We start from the raw sequence: 22,567 nt of genomic DNA on the forward strand, positions 1-22,567 counted from the left end.
CGGGAGGGCGACGGTCAGAAGTCGATCCGCATGACGACCCGCCTGAGTGTGGGCCTGTTCACCCCGGTGAACCTCGCGTCGGCGAAAACGTCGCGGCTGCCGACGTGGAGTTCTCCCCAAGTGATCTCCATTCCTGGCTTTGTGATCACCGGGTATGCCTCCGGCGCGCGAGCGCCGCGCTCGCGCATGAAACCGACCGTGGCGCGTGCGAGCGCGTAGGTGATGCCGCGGCGGGGTCGCGCAGCCGCTCGGCGCGGCCCACGGCATCCTCGGCGAGTGGCTGGTGTCCGTACAGAACAACTTCTCGCCGGCCACCCGTGACAGCGAGCCGCAGCTGCGCCCGTGCACCGAGCTGGGGATCGCCTTCCTGCCGTACAGCCCGCTGGACGGCATCTCCCGGGCGGGCGGCCCGGGTTCATCACACGCTGCGTTCGCGCGGATCGCCGAGGAACGCGGGGGCGGCCCTCAGCAAGTGTGTCCGGCCCGGGAGTTGGCCGAATCCCCGGTCGTCGTCCCGATCCCGGGGCCGCCCCGGCCGGCCACCATTCGCGACTCGGCGGCAGCGGCCGACCCGACGCCCGACGAAGCGGAGTCGCCGAACTCGACGCGGCCTCAGGGATGCCCCAGGAAGGGCGCTGAACCCCGGCGCAAGGGCTGGAGCGACCGGTCAGCGGGGCGGGAACGGGGCCAGGCAACGGTCCCATTCGTCCGCCGCCCGCCGCAGTCCTTCAGCGGTGGCCCTGATCTCGATCACGCACGCATCAGAGCTCTTGCCGCCCGCCCGCCATGCAGGCGCTGCTTCGTAGCAGAGGTGCACTCGCAGTGCCCCGGCGCCATCGCCCCCTGCGGCATGACTGAAGGACAGAACGGGCTCGAGGAAGGAGAGATCCGGCAGTGTGCCCGTCAGCGTTTCTCCGCCCGCGGCCCGCAGCCACGGCGAGATCTGGCGTGCCTCTTCGGTCAGCAGGCATGGGTCGGTGAAGGACCAACTGGCCTCGGGTGTGGTCACCTCGCCTTCGACGACCAGCCAGTTGTCGTCGTACCGGTCGCCGATGACCGCGGGGAACCGGTAGCGCAGCGGGCGCAATTCGATGCGATGTTCCTGATCCGTGAGCAGCACCGCCCAAGGGTGCCACGCACCGTCGCGCACACCAACGTGAATGAATGCGGAACCAGCCGAAAGTCAGGCGCCGTGTATCGCGGGCAGGGCTTCACCTCGTACGCGGTCGGCAGCGTTGCGGGCCGGGAAGTTGCCGGACACTGCACAAGCAGGTGCAGCCCGGCCGATGGCAGGATTCCGCGCATGACCGATGCCCGGGAAGTGACCTGCCTGCCCCTCGGGAGGCGCACCCTGTGGTCGTTCGTAGGGCTCGGTGCGGCCGGGGTGAGCCTGGCCGCGGTACGCACGGCGTACTGGGGCCCGGATGTGTGGCTGGGCGTGGGCCTTCTTCTCGCATGGGTGGGCAGCGCGTCGCTCCGCGCGGTCACCTGGGGCTGACCGCGGAGCAGCGGGCGGCGCTGGACGCGGCCCACTGACGGCCCGGGACCGGACCCGCACCATGTACGCCGCCACCATGCCGTCGTACGACGGTGTGTGCACCGACCCCGTGTGACGAGGGCCTGGGTCTCCTTACGGTGACGACCATGGAGACTCCTCAGAGCCCGGACCGCGGGCCCGCCCAGCAGGCCGCCCCGTCCACCGTCCCGCCGCCCGCCGCAGGTCCCTCGCCGTCGACCGCGGACCGGCTCCTCGCCGGGCGCACCGCCCTGGTGACCGGTGCCGCCAGCGGTATCGGGCGGGCCTGCGCACAGGCCCTGGCCGCCGCGGGCGCCCATGTCCATGTGGTGGACAAGGCCGCGGACGCCGCGAAGAGCCTGGCGGAGACGATCGGCGGGACGGCGTGGGTGGTCGATCTCTCCGTCCCGGACACGGTGGACACGCTGCCCGCCGACGTGGACATCGTGGTCAACAACGCAGGGCTTCAGCACGTCGCCCCCGTGCACGAATTCCCACCGGACCGGTTCGCGCTGATCCAGCGCGTCATGGTGGAGGCCCCGTTCCGCATCTTGCGCCGGACCCTGCCGGGCATGTACGAACGCGGCTGGGGACGCGTGGTCAACATCTCGTCCGTGCACGGCCTGCGGGCCAGCCCCTACAAATCGGCCTATGTGACGGCCAAGCACGCACTGGAGGGACTCAGCAAGGTGGTCGCGCTCGAAGCGGCGGAGCACGGGGTGACGAGCAACTGCGTCAGCCCCGGGTACGTACGCACCCCCCTGGTCGAGAACCAGATCGCGGACCAGGCCCGTACGCACGGCATCTCCGAGGAGGAGGTGGTGGGCCGGGTCATGCTGGAACGCAGCGCGATCAAGCGCCTGATCGAACCCGACGACGTCGCCGAGGCCGTGCTGTGGCTCTGCGGGCCGCGTACCGGGCACATCACCGGCACCTCGCTCTCCATGGACGGCGGCTGGACCGCCAACTGATCACCCGACCCCTACGAACGATGGCCGCCCATGTCTGAACCGTCCGCCTCCGCCGCGCCCCATCTGCGGCGCCTTCTCGACCTGCTGGCCGACGACGCCCCCGCCGAGGCGCTGGGCGCCGTCTCCTCGCAGGCGCGGGCCGCCGGTGTGCCCGCGGGCGATCTGGCGGAGGTGGAGCGGGCCACCGCCACCGCCCTGCGGATCAGGGGCGCTCTGCGGCAGCACCGGCGCCGCGAGCTCCAGCTCACCGCCCTCTTCGACACCGCGGGCGACCTGGCCGCATCCCGCGACCTGGACGACGTGCTGAAGGCGATCGTCCGCCGCGCCAGGATGCTGCTCGGCACGGACACGGCATATCTCACGCTCCCCGACGAGGAGGCGGGGGACACCTATATGCGGGTCACCGACGGGTCGGTGTCGGTGTCCTTCCAGTGCCTGCGGCTGGAGCTCGGTGAAGGGCTCGGCGGGCTGGTGGCGCAGACCGCGAGCCCGTACGCCACCCACGACTACCGCACCGACGACCGCTTCCACCACACCCGCAACATCGACTCCGCGGTGCTGGACGACGGGCTCGTCGCCATCCTGGGCGTGCCCCTGCTTCTCGGCTCCAGCCGCGGCGGTACGGGAAAGGTCATCGGCGTCCTCTTCGCAGCCGACCGCGCACCCCGCGTCTTCAGTCCCGACGAGGTCGCCCTGCTGTGCTCGCTCGCCGCACATGCCGCGATCGCCATCGACACCGCCCGCGCGCTCGCCGACACCCGGTCCGCGCTGGACGAACTGGCCGAGACCAACGCCGAACTGGCCGAGGCCAACGCGGCCGTACGGGCCCACTCGGCGGCGATGCGGCGCGCCGAGGAGTCCCACGACCGGCTGACCGATCTGGTCCTGCGCGGCCGTGATGTCAAGGATGTCGCCGCGGCGGTCGCGGGGCTGTTGAACTCCCCGCTCACCATTCATGACCCGGGCGGGCGGCCCCTGGCGGCGGTCCGGCCCGACGGTGCGGACTTCGCCGCCGACAGCATGGACGCCGGGTGGCTGGCCGAGACCGCCGAGGAGTCCCGTACCGGTGCCCGCGCCGTGCACCGCGACGGCCGCTGGATCTGCGCGGTCCTCGCCGGACGGGAACTCCTGGCCGGTCTGGTCCTGCACCGGCGTGAACAGCTCGACGACTCCGACCGGCGGCTGTTCGAGCGGGCCTCGGTGGTCACCGGACTCCTTCTGCTGCTGCGGCGCACGGTCGCCGAGACCGAGAACCGGATCCGCGGAGAGCTGATCACCGACCTGCTGACCGACGCGGACCGCGACCCGGCCGGACTCGCCGAACGCGGCCGACGCCTCGGCATCGACCTCGACCGCCCGCATCTGCTGCTGGTGGCCGAGGGCGGCGCCCGGGAGAGACTGGCCCCTGCCGCGATGCGCTATCTGTTCGGCGGGGACATCCACGGGGTGAGCGCCGAACACGCGGGGAACGTGGTGCTGTTGCTGGAGGCCGACGACCCCGGCCCGGCTGCCGGTGACGCGGCACGCGCGGCGGCGGCCCAGCTCGGCCAGCTGATCCAGGCCCCCGTCACCGTCGCCGCCACCGGGCCGGCCCGCGGCGCCCGGGAGCTGGCCTCCGCATACGGGGAGGCCGCCCGCTGCCTGCGCGCCATGCGGGTCCTGGGGCGTGCGGGGGAAGGCGCCTGCATCGAAGAACTGGGCTTTCTCGGTGTGGTGTTGGGCAACGCCCAGGACGTCGACGGCTTCGTCACGGCGACACTGGGGCCGCTGCTGGAGTACGACGCGCAGCGCGGCACGCATCTCGTGCGTACGCTCGGTGCCTATTTCGGGTCCGGGGGCAGTCTCATCCGCGCCAAGGACGAGCTTCACGTGCACGTCAACACGGTGGTGCAGCGGCTGGACCGGGTGCAGGTGCTGCTGGGGCGGGACTGGAACGAGCCCGGCCGGGCGTTGGAGCTGCAACTTGCCTTGCGGTTGCATCTGTTGGCGGGCGGCCGGGAGCGGTAGAGGCCGCCCGGCCGCCCGGGGTGCGTTCCGGTGTCTGTGTCCTCAGGCGCCGGACGGGCCGGGGGTGGCGGCCATGGTCAGCAAGTGGTGTGCGATCTCTCCGGCGCCCGCTTCTCCCGTCAGCAGTGTGTAGTGGTTGACGTCCCGTACCGGCACCGGTGTCACCTCCGTGCCCCCGAGGTCGGCCGCTGCCAGCCGTGTCTCGTCGTACAGGCCCTGGTCCTCGTTCATCAGGCCCCGCCGCGCCCACAGCAGAGTCGCCGGAGCCGGCAGCTTCCGTACCGCCGTCAGCACCTCCTCGTCGAAGAGACCGATGCCGTCGGTGCGTACCGCCTCGATCCGGCAGGTGGAGTGCATGGCGGGTTCGTCCCCGGTCAGGTCGCGCTGGATGTACGCATCCACCTCTGCCGACCACGCACCCGCGAACGCCGGATGCGCCTGCCAGAAGGAGCGGTAGGCGGCCCGGTCGGGGAAGGTCATCGACAGCCGGTCCATGGCCGGGCCGATCACGGCGGTCATCAGCTCGTCCGGGGAGAGATGCGTGGGGGCGGGGAAACCGATGCCGCCGTCGACCAGCAGCAGCGGCCCGAACCGTTCCGGGTGCCGCACGGCGGCCAGCGCCGCCACGAACGCGCCCATCGAATGGCCGGCCAGCACCACCCGGTCCAGACCCAGGGCCTCGGTCAGGGCGGCGATGTCATCGGTGTGCGTGGCGATCCCGTACGGCCCCGGCAGGGCCGAACTCCCGGCCCGGCCACGCAGATCCGGAGCGATCAGGGTGATGCGGCCGTCCAGCAGTCTCGCCACCGGGCCCCAGGACAGCGCGTTGGCCGTGATGCCGTGCAGGGCGACGACGACCGGTGCGTCCGGCTCGCGGGCCGGCCACCTCAGTACCGCCAACTCGCCCCCGGTCACGGGGACCTGTACCTCTTCGTACGCAATCACGGGCGTCCGTTCTCCTTCCGGGCCTTCCTGGCCGGGAGCGTTTCGGTGGTGGCGGGCCTGCGGCGTACCGCCGCCAGCCGGGACGGCAGCCGGGCCAGGCCGCCCGGCAGCAGGTGTACCACGGCCACGAACAGCACGCCGAGCAGGAACAGCGGCTGGGAGAGCGGCACCCGCAGCACCGCGGGCAGATCGGCGACCGCGCCCGACCCGGCCAGATCGCCGAGCCGGTGATCGGCCCAGGTGTAGAGGATGCCGCCGACCATCGGGCCCCAGCGGGTGCCCGATCCGCCCAGCACCACCATCACCAGCAGCGAGAGGGTGAAGTCCGAGGTGGTTGTCTGAGGGGTCGAGCCGCCGGTGAGCAGCAGGTGCACCAGACCGCCCAGCGCGGCCAGCGCGCCCGCCAGGACGAAGGCCGTCAGCTTGAAGCCGTACGGCTTCAAGCCCAGTACCTCCACCCGGCGTTCGTTCTCCTTGATGCCCTCCCAGACCCGTCCGGTGGGGGAGCGGACCGCCCAGTGGACGACGGCGAGGGTGAGGACCAGATAGGCGAGTGCCACCCAGTAGAGGTTCGCGGTGTGCTCGATGCCCACGAGCCCGGACGGCAGCAGATCCGCGGGGGCGGCCCGGCCCTCCTCTCCACCGGTGAGACCACCGGGGTTGCGGGAGACCAGGATCGAGCCCGCCTGGGCGAAGGCCAGCGTCACCATGGAGAAGCCGATGCCGGTGACCCGCAGGCTCACCGACCCCAGGACCAGCGCGAGCGCGGTCCCGAAGCAGAGGCCGAGCAGTGCGGACACGGCGAACGGGAGGCCCGCCTCCAGCAGGAACATGTTGGTGGCGTAGCTGCCCGCGGCGAAGTAGAGCGCATGCCCGAAGGAGAGCAGCCCGGTGCGGCCGAGCAGCAGGTCGTAGCCGGTTGCCAACGCGCCGAACAGCAGGCAGGTGGCAAGGAGTTGGAGACTGCCGGGGCTGCCGAGCGGGCCGTCCAGGAGTCCGGGCAGCGGCAGTGCGCTGTACGGCGCGACGGCGAGGATCAGCAGTGCGGCGGCGGGCCACCAGCGGCGCAGCAGCCGGGCGGTGTTCCCGGGGCCGGGTGCGACCGTGTGTTTTTCGCCGGTGCGGTCGTGTGTCTCGGTGACGGTGCTCACGCGAGCCTCCCGGTCAGTCCGCGCGGCCGCAGAAGCAGCAGCGCGGCGAGCAGGACGACGACGGCCAGGTCGCCGAGGCCCGCTGCGGTGTAGTAGTTGGCGAACTGCTGGACCAGGCCGATGACGGCGGATGCCACGGCGGCGCCGGTCACCGAGCCCATGCCCCCGGTGACCACCACGACGAACGCGAAGATCAGCAGCGAGGTGCCCTGGCGGGGGTCGACCGAGCCGAAGTACAGGCCGCCGAGCGCCCCGCCGAGCGCGGCGGCGCAGCCGCCGATCGCGAAGACGAGTGTGAACGCCTTGCGTACATCGATACCCAGGGCGGTGACCATCGCCCGGTCCTCGACCCCGGCCCGTACGACCAGACCGTGCCGGGTACGGCCGAGGAAGAGCCGCAGTGCGACGAGGACCACGACCGCCGCCGCGACCAGTACCAGACGGTTGACCGGGACCTGGGCGCCGAGCAGCCCGAAGGTGCCGGACAGCGCCTTCGGCCCCGGGAAGGTCCGGGCGTCCGAACCCCAGATGCCCGACAGCAGCGCCGGGACGGCGAGCCCCACCCCGACCGTGGCGAGCACCTGCTCGCGCGGCCGGGTGTAGAGCGGGCGGACGACGGTGAGTTCCAGCAGCACGGCGGCCGCGGTGCCCACCGCCGTACCGAACAGGACCGCGAGGAGGAAGCCCGCTCCGCCCGGGCCGGCGCCGGGCAGATTGCCGGACGCCGCCCACCAGGTGCCGTACGCACCGATGGAGAGCAGCGCCCCGTGCGCGAAGTTGAGCACATCCATCAGGCCGAAGATCAGTGAGAGTCCCGATGCGATCAGGAAGTAGAGCGCCCCCAGACCGAGTCCGGTCATGGTGAGCAGAACGACGGTGGACATCAGGAATCCGCCTCCACGCAAGGTGCTTCGGTGGCCGGGCCGTGTCCCACGCCCAGCAGACGACGTGCCGCTTCCGCATCGCCCAGCAGTTCGGCGGCCGGTCCCTGATGGGCGGTCCGGCCGTCGGCCAGCACCGCACAGTGCTCGGCCAGGCGCCGCACGACGGCGAGGTTCTGCTCCACGAGCAGCACCGGCACCGCCTCGGCGGCCCGCTCCAGCACCTGGGCGACCTCGGTGACCACCTTCGGCGCCAGGCCCTTGGTGGGTTCGTCGGCGATGATCAGCCGGTTGCCGCACAGCAGCGTGCGGCCGATGGCCACCATCTGCTGCTGCCCGCCGGACAATGTGCCCGCCAACTGCCTTTCCCGGCGCTTCAGTTCGGGAAAGAGCTCATGGACGAGCGGGTACGCGGGCTCGCCCGCGCCGCGCCGCTCGGCCAGGCGCAGATTCTCCGCGACGGTCAGCCCGGCGAAGATGCCCCGGTCCTCGGGGGCGTAACCGATGCCGAGGCGCACCACGGTGTGGGTGGGCATCGACACGGTCTCCTCGCCGTCCAGCCGCACGCTGCCGGTGCGCGGGACGAGGCCGAGGACGCCGCGCACGGTCGTGGTCTTCCCTGCGCCGTTGCGGCCGAGGAGCGCGGTCACCCCGTGCCGGGCGACGTCCAGGTTCACGCCGTGCAGGATGTGCCGGCCGCCGATCAGGACCCGCAGGTCCCGTACGGCGAGCAGGTTCCCTGTCGTCACAACCCCTCCCCGAGATAGGCCTGTTGAACGGTCGGGTCGGCGGTCACTGCCTCCGGGGTGTCCAGCGCCAGCAGCCTTCCGTGGTGCATCACAGCGAGCCGGTCGGCCAGGCCCAGCAGGACGTCCATGTGGTGCTCGACCATCAGGACGGTGCGGCCCTCGTCCCGGTGCAGGGTGCGGATCAGTTCGGTCAGCGCGGGTACCTCCTCCGCGCTCACCCCGGCCATCGGCTCGTCGAGCAGCATCAGCCGCGGCTCGCCCACCAGCAGCACCGCCAGCTCCAGCTTCCGTTTCTCGCCGTGCGACAGCTCGGACGCCATCGCCCGGGCCCGGTGGCCGAGGCCGGTGCGTTCCAGTACGCCGTTCACCTCGGCGGTGTACGGGGAGGCGCGCCGCCACAGCCGGTACGAGCCGCCCCGGGCCGCCTGGGCGGCCAGCCGGACGTGGTCGGCCACGCTCATCCCGGGCCAGAGGCTGGATGTCTGGAACGTGCGGCCGATGCCGCGTCTCGCACGCGCGTGCGCGGGGTGGTCCGTCATGTCCGTACCGTCCAGCGCGATCGTGCCCGACGTGGCCATGGTCAGCCCGCTGATCAGGTTGAACAGAGAGGTCTTGCCGGCTCCGTTGGGGCCGATGAAGGCGAGGAACTCGCCCTCGTGGACGCTCAGCGTGACGTCCTCGACGATCGTCGCCCCGCCGACGCCCCAGCCGAGCCCGGCCAGTTGAAGCACCGGGGCGGTGTTCCGCGCCCCGCCCCGGCGCTCCGCGGTGGTGTCCGCTGCGGCCATCGGTCAGCCCGCCGAGGGCTTGGCGGGCGGCGCCACCTCGTCCATCGGTTCGGTGCTCACCAGCTCCGGCCGGGCACCGGCGCCGTTCCCCTTGAGCTTCGCGACGAACATCGGCTGCACCAGTGCGTGGTCCCCGGCACGGACCTGCTCCTTGCCCTTCACCCCGTCGAAGCTCCAGCCCTCGAGGGCCTCGACCATGGCGGCGGAGTCGGTGGCGCCGCCCTCCTCGACGGCGCGCACGACCATCTGTGCCGCGGTGAAGCCGTCGGGGGTGAACAGGTCCGGGGTGCCGCCGGCCTTGGTCACCGAGTCGAGCATGGCCTTCTCCACGGCGTTGCCGCCGCCCGCGCCGGGGAAGTAGTGCGCCAGGAACGACACCTTGGAACCGGCGTTCCCGAAGATCGGGTACGAGGCCGTTCCGGCGAGACCCGTGACGACCTTGCTCGCCTCCAGCACGCCCTGCTGGTCCAGTGCGGTCCACAGCGCCGGTGCGGTGGAGCCGGCCCAGGCGACGAAGACCAGATCGGGCCCGCCCGCCTTGACCTGTCGGGCGAACGGGGTCAGGTCGGTGGCGCTGGGCGGAGCCAGTACGGAGCCCACCTTCGCGCCCTTGGAGCCGAGGACGGCCTTCACGGCGGCGACATTGGCCTGGCCGAAGGTGGAGTCCTGGGCCAGCACCGTGACCTTCTTGCCCTTGGCCTCGCCGAGCATCGTCCCGGCCGTGAGGATGTCCTGGTAGGACTGCCGGCCCGAGCGGAAGGTGTAGTCGTTGATGCCGGTCACGGCGTCGGTGGCGGCGGGGCCGCTGATGTACAGCACCTTGTTCTGGGCGGCGAGCGGCGCCATCTGGAGGGCCACCCCGGAATCGGTGGTGCCGGCCAGCACCTTGTAGCCCTTGCCGATCAGGTTCTTGGCCGCGGAGACCGCCTTGCCCGGGTCGCCCGCGTCGTCCTGCTCGGTGACCTCGATACGGTGCCCGGCGACCTTGCCGGTGCCCTTCGTCGCGTAGTCCAGGCCCGCCATGAACCCGTCGCGGTACTGCTTCCCGTAGTCCGCGAGCAGCCCTGTACGGGAGTAGACCAGGCCCACCTTCACGCTCTGGTCCTTCGCGTCCTTGCCGGACGCGGAATCGGCCTCGCCCGCCTTCCCCGCGGCGGTGCACCCGACCAGCAGCAGGCCGGCCGAGGCCAGCGTGACGACGGCGGAGAGAGATCTGTGGTGACGGACGGTGCCTGTGGCTCTGCGACGCATGGTGACGGGCTCCTCGGCGTATTCATGTGATGTCGCCGAACCGTATGAACACCGTGCCGCCGTCGACATGGTGCAGAGCGCCCCACCTGATGCGGTGCACATGTGGGGGCCGCACATGTCCCGGGGCCGTGGGCCGCGCCCCCGGGACGGGATCCGGACGGGATCCGGTCCCGGGGGGCGCGGCGCGCGAAGCGTCAGCGCCGCGGGCGGTGGCCCGTCACACGGCGGCGACCGCCTGGATCGTGGCCACGGTGAAGCCGAGGGCCGCGAACGCGCAGCCGATGATGCCCATCACCATTCCGGCGGTCGCCTGGCCGCGGCCGCCTCCCTCGCCCCGGTCCGCCATGCGGCGGGCCGAGACGCCGAGGCACAGCGCGATGATCGGCAGGATGATCGGGATCAGCACCAGCCCGAGGATGCCGAGCACCATCGAGGTCGTCGCCTTGCCGCTGGGCAGCGGGGCGCCACCGGGGTACCCGTAACCGACCGGGGGCTGCATGCCGTAACCCGGTCCGCCCGGGGCCTGCGTCCCCATCGCGCCGCCCGTACTGCCTGACTGGTCAGCCATGTCTTCCTCTCCATCGATGCTGGTCATGATCATGATAAGGAGAGGCCTGTGGTCCTTTCGGACGGGACGGTGAGGGATGTGTGATGAAAGGCCATGGATCCGCTGCCGGGGCCGGACGGGCCCTACGCGTCCCGGGGTGCCGTCACGTCGATCAGCCGGCACACCGTCTCGATGTCTATCTTCACCTGGGCGATCGACGCCCGCCCCGACAGCCAGGTGATCAGCGCCGAGTGCCAGGTGTGCTCGATGACCCGGACCGCGGACAGCTGCTCCGGCGTCGGATGCTCCAGGCCCATCGCGTCCAGGATGATCGCCGTCGTGATCCGCGAGACGGTGTCCACCTCCGGGCTGACGCTGCGGTCCGCGAAGGTCAGGGCCCGCACCATCGCATCCGCCAGATGCGGTTCGCGCTGCAGTGCGCGGAACGCCCGCATCAGAGTGTCGGCGACCCGCTGCGCCGCGTCGTCCCCGGCCGGGGGGCGCTTGTGCAGCGTCGTGTGCATGTGCTGGAGCTGGTCCTGCATGGTGGCGACCAGCAGATGGATCTTGGACGGGAAGTAGCGGTACAGCGTGCCCAGGGCGACCTCGGCGGCCTCCGCGACCTCACGCATCTGCACCGCCTCGAACCCGCCCCTGCTGGCGAGCTGGGCGCTGGCGTGCAGGATGCGGCGGCGGCGGGCTTCCTGCCGCTCCGTCAGCGGCGGCGATGCCGGCTTGGCTTCCGCTGTCATGTGTCCCCATCCATGGCTTCTGTCCGCAACCGGAGGGAGGCGCTCGGTCTCCCGGCGGCGCACAGCATGCCAGGGCGGCCGGTCGTGGCGCGAATCACCTGATCCGGCCGTTGCGCCGACGCTACCTGCCGGTAGATTCGTAGCTCATTGAACGATCCAGTCTGAAACTTGTTCTAGATTAGCGTGAGCGGCTACGCTCCGGCGAACACGCAGTGAGAAGGGGGCCGAGTGTGACCGCTGAGGCCGTGGAGACGGGCCCCCGCACGGGCAGCGACACGCAGGGCACCGCCGGCGACCGTCCGTTGCGCATTGCACTCCTCAGCTACAAGGGCAACCCGTTCTGCGGCGGCCAGGGCGTTTACGTACGCCACCTCGGCCGCGAGCTCGCCCGCCTCGGCCACAGCGTCGAAGTGATCGGCGCCCAGCCCTATCCGGTGCTCGACGAGGGCGTCCCGCTCACCGAGTTGCCGAGCCTGGACCTCTACCGCCAGCCCGACCCCTTCCGTACCCCGAAGCGCGGCGAGTACCGGGACTGGATCGACGCCGCGGAGGTCGCCACCATGTGGACCGGCGGCTTCCCGGAGCCCCTCACCTTCAGCCTGCGCGCCCGACGCCATCTCGCCGCACGCCGAGGCGAGTTCGACGTCATCCACGACAACCAGACCCTCGGGTACGGGCTGTTGGCTGACCTCGGCGCCCCGCTCGTCACCACGATCCACCACCCCATAACGGTCGACCGGCAGTTGGACCTGGACGCCGCCGAGACCCGTCGTCGGCGCGCCTCCGTCCGCCGCTGGTACGCCTTCACCCGCATGCAGAAGCGGGTCGCGCGCCGGCTGCCCTCGGTGCTCACCGTCTCCGGCTCCTCCAAGCAGGAGATCGTCGACCATCTCGGGGTGCGGGGGGACCGTATCCACGTCGTGCACATCGGCGCGGACACCGACCTCTGGTCGCCCGACCCGTCGGTCGCCGAGGTTCCCGGCCGGATCGTCACCACCTCCAGCGCCGACGTCCCGTTGAAGGGCCTCGTCCACCTCGTCGAGGCGCTCGCCGAGCTCCGTACCGAGAACCCGCAGGCGCACCTCGTGGTCGTCGGCAAGCGGGCCGAGGACGGGCCGGTTGCGCAGGCCATCGAGCGGCACGGACTCCGGGACGCCGTCGAGTTCGTCAAGGGCATCAGCGACGCCGAATTCGTCGACCTGGTGCGCAGCGCCCAGATCGCCTGCGTCCCCTCGCTGTACGAGGGCTTCTCGCTGCCCGCTGCCGAAGCCATGGCCACCGGCACGCCCCTCGTCGCCACCACCGGCGGTGCGATCCCCGAGGTCGCGGGCCCGGACGGCGAGACCTGCCTGGCCGTCCCACCCGCCGACGCCGGGGCGCTGGCCGGGGCGCTCGCCCGGCTGCTCGGCGATCCGGAACTGCGGGCCCGGCTCGGCGCCGCGGGCCGCGCCCGGGTGCTCTCCCGGTTCACCTGGAAGCAGGCCGCCATCGGCACCGCCGCCCTCTACCGCGAGGCGATCGCCGCCCGCGCCGGTACCGCGCGCCCCGGCGGCCGTCGTTGACACCGCCGCCCGTCCTCGTCGTCCCCGCCCACTGACCCCCCTCGACCGCGAAAGCAGGCATTCGTGCTGACCGTGGACTTCACCCGCTTCCCGCTCGCCGCAGGTGACCGAGTGCTCGACCTGGGCTGCGGCGCCGGACGCCACGCCTTCGAGTGCTACCGGCGCGGCGCCCAGGTCGTGGCACTCGACCGGAACGGCGAGGAGATCCGCGAGGTCGCGAAGTGGTTCGCCGCGATGAAGGAGGCCGGGGAGGCCCCCGAGGGCGCCACCGCCACCGCGATGGAGGGCGACGCGCTCAATCTGCCGTTCCCCGACGAGTCCTTCGACGTCGTGATCATCTCCGAGGTGATGGAGCACATCCCCGACGACAAGGGTGTGCTCGCCGAGATGGTCCGGGTCCTCAAGCCCGGCGGCCGGATCGCGATCACCGTGCCGCGCTACGGCCCCGAGAAGGTCTGCTGGACGCTCTCCGACGCGTACCACGAGGTCGAGGGCGGCCACATCCGCATCTACCGGGCCGACGAACTGCTCGGCAAGATCCGCGGCGCCGGCCTCAAGCCGTACGGAACCCACCACGCGCACGCCCTGCACTCGCCGTACTGGTGGCTGAAGTGTGCGTTCGGGGTGGGCCGCGACGGCAAGGACGCAGCGTTGCCGGTCCGCGCGTACCACAAGCTGCTGGTCTGGGACATCATGAAGAAGCCGGCCGTCACCCGGGTCGCCGAGCAGTTGCTCAACCCGGTCGTCGGCAAGAGCTTCGTGGCGTACGCGACCAAGCCGCACCTGCCCGTGGCCGCCGCTGCCGAGGACCTCTCCAGGGCCGAGGCGTGACCACTCCCGAGCAGACCGAACACCTCGTACTGCCCGGAGTCCTCACCGCCGAGCAGGCCGCCGAAACCGTCGCAGCCCTCCTCGCCGCGCAGTGCGAGGACGGCGCGCTGCCCTGGTTCCGCGGCCACCACCTCGACCCGTGGGACCACACCGAGGCCGCCATGGCTCTCGACGCGGCCGGCGAGCACGCCGCCGCGGAACGCGCGTACGACTGGCTGGCCCGGCATCAGAACGAGGACGGCTCCTGGTACGCCGCCTACCACGACGGAGACCCGGAGCAGCCGACCGACCGCGGTCTGGAGACCAACTTCTGCGCGTACGTGGCCGTCGGTGTCTGGCATCACTACCTCGCCACCGGCGACGACGCGTTCGTCGACCGGATGTGGCCGACGGTCTACGCCGCCGTCGAATTCGTGCTCCGGCTCCAGCAGCCCGGCGGCCAGATCGGCTGGAAGCGCGAAGCCGACGGAACCCCCGTCGAGGACGCGCTGCTGACCGGCTGCTCCTCCATCCACCAGGCGCTGCGCTGCGCACTCGCCCTCGCCGAACAGCGCGAAGAGCCGCAGCCCGACTGGGAGTTGGCGACCGGTGCGCTGGCCCACGCGATCCGCAACCACCCGGAACGCTTCCTGGACAAGAGCCGCTACTCGATGGACTGGTACTACCCGGTCCTCGGCGGCGCGCTCACCGGAGCGGCCGCCAAGGACCGGATCGAGGAGGGCTGGGACCGCTTCGTGGTCCCCGGCCTCGGGGTGCGCTGTGTGCTGCCCAATCCATGGGTGACCGGTGGCGAGAGCTGTGAACTCGCCCTGGCGCTCTGGGTGATGGGTGAGTCCGACCGGGCGCTGGAGATCCTCCAGTCCATCCGGCATCTGCGCGCCGACAACGGCATGTACTGGACGGGGTACGTCTTCGAGGGCAACCGGGCGTTCTGGCCGGAGGAACTCACCACCTGGACCGCCGGTTCGCTGCTGCTCGCGGTGGCCGCGCTCGGCGGCGACGAGGCGACCACCGCGGTCTTCAGCGGCGAACGGCTGCCGCGGGGGCTGGAACCGGACTGCTGCGGTTAGGGCCTGTCCCGCGCAGATCCGCCGGACAGGTCCAGGAGGGTGCTGACTTCAGCACCCTCCCGGCGCCGGATGCGGCCGGCCACCGCGTGGCCCACGAAGAGGTGGACGACGGCGGCCGGCCCGTATCCGGAGACCACCCGCGCCCACGCCTCCTCGAAGGTGGACAGGTCGTACGACCAGTCGGCCGGCCGGCGTGCGGTGTGCCGGACGACATTCACCAGGTCGTTGCCACGGTTGGCCTCCAGCAGGTACATCAGGATCCACAAACCGATGACGAAGGCCATGATGTCGGCCGCGACGGCTATGACACGCGCTGCGGTGGTGCTTCTCGTACTTGTCCGAGGAGACGTGGGTTCCGGGTTGCCGTTTTCCGGCAGGAGAAACCCGGACGGCGGCCCCGAGTGGCACGCTGCCCGGGGCCGGGCGAGCCTTGCGGAGAGTGTCCAGACGCGTCACTCACTGTAAAGATCGCCGTGATGCGCCCGGCCAGGGAGGCCCGCTGTGCTCAGTTCCGCCGTGAACCGTCCCGTACCGCTCCGCCGTCTGCTCGTCTCGCTGATGCTGTCCTGCGCCGTACTGGTGGGCGCCACCGCGTGCGGCGGCGGCAACGAGAGCAAGACCGCGAGCAGCTCCGCCTCCCCGAGTGGCACGTCCTCGGCCGAGGCGCAGAAGTTCGCCAAGACGCGGTTCGTCGCCAATGCGGGGCTCGCGGCCGGTGCGACGTACCAGTGGATCGTGAAGCCGTACCGTGAGGGCAAGTTCAAGAAGGGCGCGGACGGACGGACGTTCGCTCTGGTCAAGGCCGGGCTCGCGGGCGGCTTCGCCTACAACCGGCTGAAGGCCGCGGTGGTCAACGCCAAGGGCGACCCGCTGCTGTCGAAGGCGGTCGCGCCGCTGACGGCGGGCATCGAATCGCTCAAGGGGCTCGGCAGCAAGCTCCGCAAGGGCGAGGCGGGCGCGGGCGACATCGGCGCCTTCGAGAGCGTGATCAGCGGCATCAAGGACGCGGGCAAGAGTGCGGGCGCCGAGGTGAAGGACAAGGTGCCCACCAGCTCGCAACTCGGCGGGTAATCGATGGGATTCCGGCCCTTGATCGAACTAGGGTGCGTGTCATGAGCGCACTCCCACATGACCTCTACTGTGACGAAATCATCGGCCGCACCGACGCGTTGAGGGCGGCGATCAAGGACGCCGACCTCGACGCGACCGTCCCGACCTGCCCCGACTGGACGCTGCGTGACCTCGCCGTCCACGTCGGCCGAGCGCACCGTTGGGCGGGCGAGATCGTACGCACCCGGGCCACCGAAGCGGTCCCGCACGAACGAGTGCCGGATTCCACACCCGAGGGCGACGACCCCGCCGTGCTGGACGCCTGGCTGGCGGACGGCGCGGCGAAGACCGTCGAGGCGCTGCGGGCGGCCGGCCCGGACCAGGAGGTCTGGTCCTGGGGGTGGGAGCGGAGCGCGGGCTTCTGGGCGCGCCGCATGGCGCACGAGACGATCGTCCACCAGGCCGACGCGGCGCTCACCGCGAAGACCGGCTACGAGGTTGCTCCCGAGCTGGCCGCCGACACGATCGAGGAGTGGCTGGAGATCGTCGCCTTCATGCAGGCAGCGGGCATCAAGGAGGTTGCCGGACCGGTCGGCACCGGGCGCTCGATCCATCTGCACGCCACGGACGTGCCCGGCGCCGAGTGGCTGATCGAGTTCGCTGAGGACGGCTTCACCTGGCGGCGCGCCCACGAGAAGGCGACCGTGGCGCTGCGGGGCCCGCTCACCGACGTCATGCTGGTCTTCAACCGGCGCCTCGCTCCGGACAGTGACCGGGTCGAGGTGCTGGGGGACGCGGAACTGCTGGACTTCTGGCTGGAGCGCGCGGCGTTCGGCTGAGCCCCCACCGGCCGCGGCCCGCTGTGCGGTCCCCGTCCGCTGTGCGGGCGCGGCGGTGCTGAGCCAAGCTGGAGGGGAGAGCACGTTGTGTCCGGCGGCCCCTGTGGAGGTGCCGATGGAGCCCGTCCGCGCCCTGAAACGGATCGCCTTCCTGCTGGAACGCGGCAGGGCCGACACCTACCGCGTGCAGGCGTTCCGTACGGCCGCCGACGTGGTCGCGGCGATGACGGACGGCGAGGCCGCACAGCGGGTGGCGGACGGCTCGCTGGAGTCGGTCAGGGGCATCGGGCCGAAGACCGCGCAGGTGATCCGCGAGGCGGTGGCCGGGGAAGTGCCCGGCTACCTGGAGCGACTGGAGGAGGAGGCCGCTGCCGCCCCGCTCCCCGACGGCGGCCGGAGCCTGTTCGCCCTGCTGCGCGGCGACTGCCATCTGCACTCCGACTGGTCGGACGGCGGCAGCCCGATCGAGGAGATGGGCCGCACGGCGGCGGAGCTGGGCCATGAGTGGGCGGTCCTCACCGACCACTCGCCCCGGCTGACCGTGGCGAACGGGCTCTCCCCGGAGCGGCTGCGCCGGCAGCTGGATGTGATCGCCGGGATCAACGCGGGCTGGGCGCCGTTCCGGCTGCTCACCGGCATCGAGTGCGACATACTCCCTGACGGCTCCCTCGACCAGGAGGAGGAGCTGCTGGAGCAGTTGGACGTCGTGGTGGTCTCCGTACACTCCGAACTGCGGATGGCCGCCGCCCAGATGACCAGACGCCTGCTCGCGGCCGTCCGCCATCCCCGGGCGAACGTCCTCGGGCACTGCACCGGGCGGCTGATCACCGGCCGGGGCCGCCCGGAGTCCCGGTTCGACGCGGACGAGGTCTTCGCCGCGTGCGCGCAGGCGGGCACGGCGGTGGAGATCAACAGCCGGCCCGAACGGCTCGACCCGCCCCGCCGGCTGCTGCGCCGGGCCGTCGCCGCGGGCACCCTGTTCTCCATCGACACCGACGCACACGCGCCCGGACAGCTGGACTGGCAGATCCACGGCTGCGCCCGCGCCGAGGAGTGCCACGTCCCGGCGGAACGCGTCATCACCACGTGGTCGGCCGACGAACTGCTGGCCTGGTCGCGCGGGGGCACGACCCCGGAGCGGGCCCGCTCCGGGGCGGACGGGGCGGTCTGCGCAGCCCCGGGACAGGAGCGGTGAACCCATGACGGCCACAAGCGTGCGAGGCATCGACCACATCGGGGTCACGGTCCCCGACCTGGAGACAGCCACCCTCTTTCTTGCCAGGGCGTTCGGCGCCGAGGTGCTGTACGACACCCTGCGCCGCCAGGACCACCCGCAGGGCGGGCGGGACGTCGAGCGGCGGCTCGGAGTCCCGGCGGGCACACAGCAGTTGGCGATCCGGATGCTGGCCCTTCCCGGCGACGGCCCGGGCATCGAGCTGTTCGAGTTCCAGGGCCCCCGCCGGGAACCACCGGTGCTGCCCTGCGACTTCGGCTGGCAGCATGTGGCGCTCTACGCCGACGATCTGGACGCGGCCGTGCGGGACTGTGTCGCCGCGGGGGCCTCGCTGCTCGCACCGGCGCAGCCGCTGTGGGGCCCCGAAGCGGGGGAGCGCAACCGGTTCGCGTATCTGCGCACCCCATGGGGCAGCACGCTGGTACTCCTGACGTACCCCGACCCCCAGCCCTGGGAGCGCACCGCGCCACGACGGCGGGTGCGGCCCGCGCCGGTCGGCACCGGGGCCTGGCCGACGGACCCGGCCCGGCCTAGTTGAGTTCAGCGAGCACCCGCAGGGTGTGCGGGTCCGGTGCTGTCACCAGCAGATCGGTCACCGGCCCCTTGCGCCACAACTCCAGCCGCTCCGCGATCCGTCGACGGGGTCCGACGAGCGAGATCTCATCGGCGAACGCGTCCGGCACGGCCAGCACCGCCTCCTCCTTGCGCCCTTCGAGGAACAGCTGCTGGATCCGCCGCGCCTCCTCCTCGAATCCCATCCGCGCCATCAGATCGGCATGGAAGTTACGGGCCGCGTGTCCCATCCCTCCGATGTAGAAGCCGAGCATCGCCTTCACCGGCAGCAGCCCCTCCGCGACATCGTCACAGACGTGCGCGCGGGCCATCGGCGCGACCATGAAGCCGTCGGGGAGATCGGCCAGCGACGCCTCGTACACCTCGGTGCGCAGCGGTGACCAGTACAGCGGCAGCCAGCCGTCGGCGATCCTCGTCGTCTGCGCGATGTTCTTCGGGCCCTCCGCCCCGAGCAGTACGGGCAGCCGGGACCGCAGCGGATGGGTGATCGGCTTCAGCGGCTTGCCCAGACCGGTGGCGTCCGGACCGTTGTACGGGTGGGAGTGGAAACGTCCGTCCAGCTCAACGGGGGCCTCGCGGCCCAGTACTTGACGGATGACATCGACATACTCGCGGGTCGCGGTCAGCGGGCTCTTCGGGAACGGCCGCCCGTACCAGCCCTCCACCACCTGCGGTCCGGACAGCCCCAGGCCGAGCATCATCCGGCCGCCGGAGAGATGGTCGAGGGTCAGGGCGTGCATGGCGGTCGCCGTCGGGGTGCGCGCCGCCATCTGCGCGATACCGGTGCCGAGCCGGATGCGGGAGGTGTGCGCGGCGATCCAGGTCAGCGGGGTGAACGCGTCGGAGCCCCAGGCCTCCGCCGTCCACACCGAGTCGTACCCCAGCTCCTCCGCCTCCCGGGCGAGCTCGAGATGGGCGGGGTTCGGGCCGCGGCCCCAGTAACCGAGCGCGAGTCCCAGCCGCATTCCGTTGCCTCCCACCATTTCTGACGTCATGTCAGATGACGCACGGACGGAGAGTACGACAGCGGCCCCCCACCCGGAAGGGGCGGGAGGCCGCTGTTCGTGCTACGGAAGCGTGGACTCAGCCGCGCTGGATGCCCGTGGTGTCCTGGAGCACACCACGACGGCCGTCCTGGGTCTGGGCGATGAGGCCCGGACCGCGCTGCTCCACCGCGAGGTACCAGGTGCCGGGCGCCAACTCGGCGATCGGCGACGGCGAACCGTCCTCCGCGTACAGCGGGCGGGCCACCGGCACCGCGAACCAGAACGGTGTGAAGTCACCGGCCGGCGCACCGGCCGCCGGAGCCGGCTGGGCGTTCTGCGGCTCCGGCTGACCGGGCTGCGGCTGGCCGGCCTGCGGCTGCGCACCGTACGGCTGCGGCTGCCCCGGCTGTGCGCCGTACGGCTGCTGCTGGGCGCCGGGGTAGCCGTATCCCTGGCCGGGCTGCGGCTGGCCGCCGTACGGCGACTGCACGGCCTGCGGACGCGGGGCGCTTGCCAGCGGGGCCTTGAGCGCGGGGACCAGCGGAGTGGCGATCGCGCCCGCGGCCAGCGCCAGGGCGGCGATCAGGCCGAGGACGAGACCCGCACCGGCGTCGACCTGACCGAGGTCGATGATCGTCCAGAAGAGGTTCCAGGCGGTGAAGACCGTAGCCGCGACACCGAACTGGCCGAGATCCAGACCCGCGACCTTGCGGGACTGAGGCTGCGAGCGGGACAGGATGATCAGTGCCGCACCGGCCACCCCGACCATGTAGACACCGATCGCGTTGCCCAACGACTCCCAGGCGCTCGGCGCACTTACGTTGAGGTCGCCGTAGGAGAAGTAATCGAGGAAAGAGGCGATGAACAGCACGACCGCTGCTCCGATCACCACGCCATCGCCTCGAGTGAGGGAGCGGATATTCACGTGAAGGTCCTTAGTCGATCGTCTCGTCGGGGCGGTCGTCGCTGCCACCGATAGGGCGGGCACGGCGCGAAGCTCGAGGGCGGCTCCCCATCGTACGGATGAATCTATCGTCTGCCCGGGCGGGTTGTGTCCCTGCCCGGACCTTGGGTGCACATCCCCCCAATTTCGCCTCAGAACTACCTCTTGCTACCCCATCAGATAGCTGCTGATGCCATCGGCAATGCCCTGCGCCGCCTTCTGGCGCCAACTCGCACTGGTGAGCAGGGCGGCGTCCTTCGGGTCACGCATATTGCCGCATTCGATGAACACTTTGGGCACGGTCGACAAATTCAGTCCGCCCAGATCCTTGCGGATGTCCAACCCGGTATTGCCGCCCACGTAATTGGAAGGTGCACTTCCGGTATCGCGGACGAAGAGACCGGCGATCCGGGTGCCGAGATCGCGCGACGGCTCGACGATCTCCGAGGTGTCCGCCGCTCCTCCCCGTACCGGCGCGGGGACGATCACATGGAAGCCGCGGTTGCCGACCGCGGAACCGTCCGCGTGCACCGAGACCACCGCATCGGCCTTGGCGTCGTTGCCGATCCGGGCCCGCTCGTCGACACAGGGCCCGTACGGGCGGTCGTTGTCGTACGTCAACACGACCTTCGCGCCCTGGTCCTGCAGGAGCGTACGCAGCCGGTGCGACACGTCAAGGGTGAACCGGGCTTCCGCGTAGCCGGAGTTGGTCGAGGTTCCGGTGGTGTCGCACTCCTTGTGCGTGGTGCCGATGTCCACCTGGCGGTTGATCTCGCGGGTGTGCAGATGGTTGTTCGGGTTGTGGCCGGGGTCGATGACGACGGTCTTCCCGGACAGCGGCCCGGACACCCGGCCGGGCGCGGACTTCGACGGCTTCGCGGACGGGGTGGGGGAGGCGGACGTCTTCTCCGGCACCGGAGTGCTCGTCGACGGCGGGGCCGACGGCGACGCGGCGGCGCTACCGCTGCTGCCCGGCAGTGCCTGCGCCCCGCCGCCGGCGCCGTCCGCACCGCAGCCCGCGGCACTCAGGCACACGGCTGCGAGCAGGGCGGCGGCGAGCAGGGGCCGGCGGCGTGGGGTGGGGGGAACGCTCTCGTCGTACGGCACCCCGCGATGCTATCGGGGAGCCTCGGACCGACCGGTCCGAACACCGGTACCCGACCGGGACCCGGAGACCCGCACCCGACCGGGGCCGTATCCGGCTGCCCTCAGATCCCCGCTCCGGTACGCCGCAGAACCCGCAGCGAATCCGTCACCGAGACCTCGGTGAACGCGCCCGAGGCCAGCGCCCGCAGATAGACGCGATACGGAGCCTGGCCCCCGTGCGCGGGATCCGGGAACACATCGTGGATCACCAGCAGCCCGCCATCCGCGACATGCGGCGCCCAGCCCTCGTAGTCACCGTTGGCATGCTCGTCGGTGTGACCGCCGTCGATGAAGACGAGGCCGAGCTTCCCGCCCCACACGGCCGCGACCTGCACAGACCGTCCGACCAATGCCACGACATGGTCTTCGAGACCTGCCTCGTGCAGGGTCCGGCGGAACGTCGGCAGCGTGTCCATACGGCCGACCTCCGGGTCCACCACGGTCGGGTCGTGATACTCCCAGCCCGGCTGCTGCTCCTCACTGCCGCGGTGGTGGTCGACGGTGAGAGCCGTCACACCGGCCGCCCGCGCGGCGTCGGCGAGCAGGATGGTGGAGCGCCCGCAGTACGTCCCGACCTCAAGGACCGGCAGCCCCAGCGCGGCGGCCTCGACGGCGGCCCGGTACAGGGCGAGCCCCTCGACCACCGGCATGAAGCCCTTGGCGGCCCGGAAGGCGGCGAGAATCTCGGGCTCGGGCTCGGCGACGGACTCGACGGGCACGGGTTCCTCCTGGTGGGGACGGTTCTGACGGGTACGCGTTCGACGGCGCCCCATCG

Annotated in this window: 24 protein-coding genes and 2 pseudogenes; 11 read left to right on the forward strand and 15 right to left on the reverse strand. The window is 71.6% G+C overall.

Features of this window, described 5'->3' with window-relative positions; all coding sequences use genetic code 11:
* Window positions 1–14: 14 nt before the first annotated feature.
* Window positions 15–188 (reverse strand): hypothetical protein, encoded by a 174-nt coding sequence (locus tag IEZ15_RS15795; RefSeq protein WP_189277401.1) that lies wholly within the window; start codon window positions 186–188, stop codon window positions 15–17.
* A 68-nt stretch (window positions 189–256) separates the two neighbouring features.
* Between IEZ15_RS15795 and IEZ15_RS44685 the strand changes: the two are divergent.
* Window positions 257–571: pseudogene (locus IEZ15_RS44685) on the forward strand (aldo/keto reductase); the annotation flags it as partial.
* A 96-nt stretch (window positions 572–667) separates the two neighbouring features.
* On the opposite strand, the gene IEZ15_RS15800 reads toward IEZ15_RS44685, so the two are convergent.
* On the reverse strand, window positions 668–1,120 hold the full coding sequence (locus IEZ15_RS15800) for a WapI family immunity protein (RefSeq protein ID WP_189277402.1): 453 nt from the start codon (window positions 1,118–1,120) through the stop codon (window positions 668–670).
* A gap of 183 nt (window positions 1,121–1,303) precedes the next feature.
* On the opposite strand from IEZ15_RS15800, the gene IEZ15_RS15805 reads away from it, so the two are divergent.
* The 3 genes from IEZ15_RS15805 (at window position 1,304) to IEZ15_RS15815 (ending at window position 4,494) form a co-directional block, all read left to right on the forward strand.
* Window positions 1,304–1,498 (forward strand): hypothetical protein, encoded by a 195-nt coding sequence (locus IEZ15_RS15805; protein WP_189277403.1) that lies wholly within the window; start codon window positions 1,304–1,306, stop codon window positions 1,496–1,498.
* A 146-nt stretch (window positions 1,499–1,644) separates the two neighbouring features.
* Window positions 1,645–2,487 carry a 3-hydroxybutyrate dehydrogenase gene (locus IEZ15_RS15810; protein WP_189277404.1) on the forward strand — a complete coding sequence of 281 codons (843 nt, stop codon included), beginning with the start codon at window positions 1,645–1,647 and terminating at the stop codon, window positions 2,485–2,487.
* 30 nt (window positions 2,488–2,517) lie between these two features.
* Window positions 2,518–4,494, forward strand: coding sequence for a helix-turn-helix domain-containing protein (locus IEZ15_RS15815; protein ID WP_189277405.1), 1,977 nt, complete (start codon window positions 2,518–2,520; stop codon window positions 4,492–4,494).
* Between the two features lie 42 nt (window positions 4,495–4,536).
* On the opposite strand, the gene IEZ15_RS15820 is transcribed toward IEZ15_RS15815, so the two are convergent.
* The 8 genes from IEZ15_RS15820 to IEZ15_RS15855 all read right to left on the reverse strand — a co-directional run bounded on the left by IEZ15_RS15820 (window position 4,537) and on the right by IEZ15_RS15855 (window position 11,558).
* Window positions 4,537–5,439 (reverse strand): alpha/beta hydrolase, encoded by a 903-nt coding sequence (locus IEZ15_RS15820; RefSeq protein WP_189277406.1) that lies wholly within the window; start codon window positions 5,437–5,439, stop codon window positions 4,537–4,539.
* Entirely contained in the window at window positions 5,436–6,590 is a 1,155-nt protein-coding gene (locus IEZ15_RS15825) for a branched-chain amino acid ABC transporter permease (protein WP_229845911.1), read from the reverse strand. The genes IEZ15_RS15820 and IEZ15_RS15825 overlap by 4 nt, the downstream gene beginning before the upstream one ends.
* The gene (locus IEZ15_RS15830; RefSeq protein ID WP_189277408.1) at window positions 6,587–7,474 is read right to left on the reverse strand and encodes a branched-chain amino acid ABC transporter permease; all 888 of its coding nucleotides are present in this window, start codon (window positions 7,472–7,474) and stop codon (window positions 6,587–6,589) included. The genes IEZ15_RS15825 and IEZ15_RS15830 overlap by 4 nt, the downstream gene beginning before the upstream one ends.
* Complete coding sequence (locus IEZ15_RS15835) at window positions 7,474–8,220, reverse strand: ABC transporter ATP-binding protein (protein WP_189277410.1); 747 nt, start codon at window positions 8,218–8,220, stop codon at window positions 7,474–7,476. The genes IEZ15_RS15830 and IEZ15_RS15835 overlap by 1 nt, the downstream gene beginning before the upstream one ends.
* Window positions 8,217–9,008, reverse strand: a complete 792-nt coding sequence (locus IEZ15_RS15840) for an ABC transporter ATP-binding protein (protein WP_189277412.1) — start codon at window positions 9,006–9,008, stop codon at window positions 8,217–8,219. Before IEZ15_RS15840 ends, IEZ15_RS15835 begins: the two co-directional genes overlap by 4 nt.
* Before the next feature lie 3 nt (window positions 9,009–9,011).
* A complete protein-coding gene (locus IEZ15_RS15845; protein ID WP_114244291.1) occupies window positions 9,012–10,259 on the reverse strand; it encodes a substrate-binding domain-containing protein in 1,248 nt (415 codons plus the stop codon).
* A 217-nt stretch (window positions 10,260–10,476) separates the two neighbouring features.
* A complete protein-coding gene (locus IEZ15_RS15850) occupies window positions 10,477–10,827 on the reverse strand; it encodes a DUF4190 domain-containing protein (RefSeq protein ID WP_189277413.1) in 351 nt (116 codons plus the stop codon).
* Window positions 10,828–10,949: 122 nt separating this feature from the next.
* A complete protein-coding gene (locus tag IEZ15_RS15855) occupies window positions 10,950–11,558 on the reverse strand; it encodes a TetR family transcriptional regulator (protein ID WP_114244290.1) in 609 nt (202 codons plus the stop codon).
* Window positions 11,559–11,788: 230 nt separating this feature from the next.
* On the opposite strand from IEZ15_RS15855, the gene IEZ15_RS15860 reads away from it, so the two are divergent.
* The 3 genes from IEZ15_RS15860 (at window position 11,789) to IEZ15_RS15870 (ending at window position 15,021) form a co-directional block, all read left to right on the forward strand.
* Window positions 11,789–13,120, forward strand: coding sequence for a glycosyltransferase family 4 protein (locus IEZ15_RS15860; RefSeq protein WP_189277415.1), 1,332 nt, complete (start codon window positions 11,789–11,791; stop codon window positions 13,118–13,120).
* A 63-nt stretch (window positions 13,121–13,183) separates the two neighbouring features.
* Window positions 13,184–13,951 carry a class I SAM-dependent methyltransferase gene (locus IEZ15_RS15865; RefSeq protein WP_189277416.1) on the forward strand — a complete coding sequence of 256 codons (768 nt, stop codon included), beginning with the start codon at window positions 13,184–13,186 and terminating at the stop codon, window positions 13,949–13,951.
* Complete coding sequence (locus IEZ15_RS15870; RefSeq protein WP_189277418.1) at window positions 13,948–15,021, forward strand: prenyltransferase/squalene oxidase repeat-containing protein; 1,074 nt, start codon at window positions 13,948–13,950, stop codon at window positions 15,019–15,021. The genes IEZ15_RS15865 and IEZ15_RS15870 overlap by 4 nt, the downstream gene beginning before the upstream one ends.
* 62 nt (window positions 15,022–15,083) lie before the next feature.
* Here IEZ15_RS15870 and IEZ15_RS15875 read toward each other — a convergent pair.
* Window positions 15,084–15,398 (reverse strand): annotated as a pseudogene (locus IEZ15_RS15875) (hypothetical protein); the annotation flags it as partial.
* A gap of 139 nt (window positions 15,399–15,537) precedes the next feature.
* Between IEZ15_RS15875 and IEZ15_RS15880 the strand changes: the two are divergent.
* The 4 genes from IEZ15_RS15880 to IEZ15_RS15895 all read left to right on the forward strand — a co-directional run bounded on the left by IEZ15_RS15880 (window position 15,538) and on the right by IEZ15_RS15895 (window position 18,682).
* Window positions 15,538–16,092, forward strand: a complete 555-nt coding sequence (locus tag IEZ15_RS15880) for a hypothetical protein (RefSeq protein WP_114248963.1) — start codon at window positions 15,538–15,540, stop codon at window positions 16,090–16,092.
* Between the two features lie 41 nt (window positions 16,093–16,133).
* Window positions 16,134–16,910 (forward strand): maleylpyruvate isomerase family mycothiol-dependent enzyme, encoded by a 777-nt coding sequence (locus tag IEZ15_RS15885; protein WP_189277420.1) that lies wholly within the window; start codon window positions 16,134–16,136, stop codon window positions 16,908–16,910.
* A 115-nt stretch (window positions 16,911–17,025) separates the two neighbouring features.
* A complete protein-coding gene (locus tag IEZ15_RS15890) occupies window positions 17,026–18,105 on the forward strand; it encodes a PHP domain-containing protein (RefSeq protein WP_114244285.1) in 1,080 nt (359 codons plus the stop codon).
* Between the two features lie 4 nt (window positions 18,106–18,109).
* The gene (locus IEZ15_RS15895; protein WP_114244284.1) at window positions 18,110–18,682 is read left to right on the forward strand and encodes a VOC family protein; all 573 of its coding nucleotides are present in this window, start codon (window positions 18,110–18,112) and stop codon (window positions 18,680–18,682) included.
* On the opposite strand, the gene IEZ15_RS15900 is transcribed toward IEZ15_RS15895, so the two are convergent.
* The 4 genes from IEZ15_RS15900 to IEZ15_RS15915 form a co-directional block, all read right to left on the reverse strand.
* The gene (locus tag IEZ15_RS15900) at window positions 18,675–19,682 is read right to left on the reverse strand and encodes an LLM class F420-dependent oxidoreductase (RefSeq protein WP_189277422.1); all 1,008 of its coding nucleotides are present in this window, start codon (window positions 19,680–19,682) and stop codon (window positions 18,675–18,677) included. The two genes, IEZ15_RS15895 and IEZ15_RS15900, sit on opposite strands and share 8 nt — an antisense overlap.
* 118 nt (window positions 19,683–19,800) lie before the next feature.
* On the reverse strand, window positions 19,801–20,628 hold the full coding sequence (locus tag IEZ15_RS15905) for a hypothetical protein (protein ID WP_229845912.1): 828 nt from the start codon (window positions 20,626–20,628) through the stop codon (window positions 19,801–19,803).
* Window positions 20,629–20,814: 186 nt separating this feature from the next.
* A complete protein-coding gene (locus IEZ15_RS15910; protein WP_189277424.1) occupies window positions 20,815–21,753 on the reverse strand; it encodes an N-acetylmuramoyl-L-alanine amidase in 939 nt (312 codons plus the stop codon).
* Window positions 21,754–21,854: 101 nt separating this feature from the next.
* Complete coding sequence (locus tag IEZ15_RS15915; RefSeq protein WP_189277426.1) at window positions 21,855–22,511, reverse strand: class I SAM-dependent methyltransferase; 657 nt, start codon at window positions 22,509–22,511, stop codon at window positions 21,855–21,857.
* Window positions 22,512–22,567 lie beyond the last annotated feature (56 nt).

The sequence above is a fragment of the Streptomyces atratus genome (genome assembly GCF_014648655.1).
Lineage (GTDB): Bacteria > Actinomycetota > Actinomycetes > Streptomycetales > Streptomycetaceae > Streptomyces > Streptomyces atratus.